A 2,507-nucleotide genomic window follows, 5' to 3' on the forward strand; every position below is an offset into this window, starting at 1 on the left:
TGAGAGCGGCGGTGCAAAAGTCGGCCACGGTAGCGGCGGAATAATCCAGCTGCGGGCGGAGTAAAATCCGGCCACCTATTTCCTTTCTGCAAATGACAGCAGGATGGACAGGGGATCTACACCGTGGAATTATATCTGAAGGTTCGCCTGGCCGTCTCGGAAGGCATGACCCGTCGTCAGGCTGCGAAGCATTTCAACATATCGCGCGACAGCGTTGCCAAGATGGTGTCGTATTCGACACCGCCCGGCTATCAGCGTCAGTTGCCGATCCGGCGACCCAAGCTGGATTCATTTGTTTCGACGATCGATCATTGGCTGGATGAGGATGTGAAGGTGCCGCGAAAGCAGCGCCATACGGCCAAACGTGTGTTCGACCGTCTCCGGGACGAGCGCGGCTTTACCGGCGGCTATACGATCATCAAGGACTACATGCGCGAGCGGGATCAGCGTCGCCAGGAAGTGTTTGTGCCGCTGGCTCATCCGCCGGGCCATGGGCAAGCCGATTTCGGCGAAGCGATGGTGGTGATCGGCGGCGTAGAGCGGAAGGCCCACTTCTTCGTGCTGGATCTGCCGCATAGTGACGGCTGCTATTTGCGGGCGTATCCGGCGGCGGTATCGGAGGCCTGGATCGACGGCCACATCCATGCGTTTGCCTTCTTCGGGGGTGTGCCGCAATCGATCGTCTACGACAACGACCGCTGCCTTGTCGCCAAGATCCTGCCCGACGGCACGCGCAAGCGGGCGGCGCTGTTCAGCGGCTTCCTGTCCCACTACCTGATCCGGGATCGCTATGGCCGTCCGGGAAAGGGCAACGATAAAGGGAATGTCGAGGGTCTCGTCGGTTATGCCCGGCGCAACTTCATGGTTCCGATCCCGCAGTTTGCAACATGGGATGCGTTCAACGTCTGGCTGGAGGAGCAATGCCGCAAGCGCCAGCGCGACAGGCTGCGCGGCGAGAGCGAGACGATCGGTGAGCGGTTGCAGCGTGACCTCGCTGCCATGCGTGTTCTGCCGGCATCTCCATTCGATGCCTGCGACCAGGGGAGTGCGAAAGTCACGGCCCAGTCGCTCGTTCGCTACAAGACCAACGATTATTCCGTGCCGGTCGCCTATGGCCATCAGGATGTCTGGGTCAGGGGCTATGTCGACGAAGTGGTAATCGGCTGCCGAGGCGAGATCATCGCCCGCCATCCGCGGTGCTGGGAGCGGGAAGACGTCGTCTTCGATCCTGTGCATTACCTGCCGCTGATCGAGCAGAAGATCAATTCGCTGGATCAGGCAGCACCTCTCCAGGGCTGGAACCTGCCCGAGGAATTCGCCACGCTGCGCCGCCTGATGGAAGGCCGCATGGCCAAGCATGGTCGGCGTGAGTACGTGCAGGTCCTGCGACTGCTGGAAAGCTTCGAGATCGCCGACCTGCATGCGGCGGTAAAGCAGGCCCTCCAGCTCGGAGCTATCGGCTTCGACGCCGTCAAGCATCTGATCATGTGCCGGGTAGAGCGCCGGCCACCACGACTGGACCTGTCCATCTACCCGTATTTGCCGAGGGCGACGGTCGAGACGACGTCGGCGAAGGCCTATATGCGATTGCTTTCCGACCATGAGGAGGAAGCGGCATGAGCACCGAAGTGCCGGAGATACTGCTCTCCCATTATCTCAAAACCCTCAAGCTGCCGACCTTCCAGCGCGAGTACCAGAAGCTGGCCCGGCTATGCGCCACAGAGGGCGTCGATCATATCGGATACCTGTTCCGGCTTTCCGAACGGGAGATGATCGAACGGGACCGCCGCAAGGTCGAGCGCCGCATCAAGGCGGCCAGGTTCCCGGTCGTAAAAAGCCTGGACAGCTTCGACTTCGCCGCTATCCCCAAACTCAACAAGATGCAGGTGCTCGAGCTGGCACGCTGCGAGTGGATCGAGCGCCGCGAGAACGTCATCGCGCTTGGTCCCAGCGGTACCGGCAAGACGCATGTTGCACTCGGTCTCGGCTTGGCCGCCTGCCAGAAGGGCCTGTCCGTCGGCTTCACCACGGCCGCCGCACTGGTCAGTGAGATGATGGAGGCGCGTGACGAGCGGCGACTACTCCGCTTCCAGAAGCAAATGGCTGCCTACCAGCTTCTCATCATCGACGAGCTGGGCTTCGTGCCGCTCTCAAAAACCGGCGCGGAGTTGCTGTTCGAGCTGATCTCGCAACGATACGAACGCGGAGCCACCCTGATCACCAGCAATCTTCCGTTTGACGAATGGACCGAAACCCTGGGATCCGAACGTCTCACCGGCGCACTGCTCGACCGCATTACCCACCACGTCAACATTCTCGAGATGAACGGCGACAGCTATCGTCTCGCCCAAAGCCGCGCCCGAAAGGCTGGCTGAAACACTTCAGAAAATCGACGCGCACGCATGAGACCCCCGCTCGGGCTACGCCCTCCCGGACGTCTCATGCGTGCGCCACAAGTGGCCTGGTTTTGCTCCGCCGCCTGGCCGGATTTTACTCCGGCGTTGACA

At 61.2% G+C, this 2,507-nt stretch carries 2 protein-coding genes; both read left to right on the forward strand.

Features of this window, described 5'->3' with window-relative positions; genetic code table 11:
• Positions 1-123 precede the first annotated feature (123 nt).
• Entirely contained in the window at positions 124-1,620 is a 1,497-nt protein-coding gene (gene istA / locus AX760_RS03500) for an IS21 family transposase (protein ID WP_139275929.1), read from the forward strand.
• Complete coding sequence (gene istB / locus AX760_RS03505; protein WP_071831506.1) at positions 1,617-2,375, forward strand: IS21-like element helper ATPase IstB; 759 nt, start codon at positions 1,617-1,619, stop codon at positions 2,373-2,375. Before istA ends, istB begins: the two co-directional genes overlap by 4 nt.
• The last annotated feature ends 132 nt before the right edge of the window (positions 2,376-2,507 follow it).

The sequence above is a fragment of the Pararhizobium antarcticum genome (assembly GCF_001885585.1).
GTDB classification, from domain to species: Bacteria; Pseudomonadota; Alphaproteobacteria; order Rhizobiales; family Rhizobiaceae; genus Pararhizobium; species Pararhizobium antarcticum.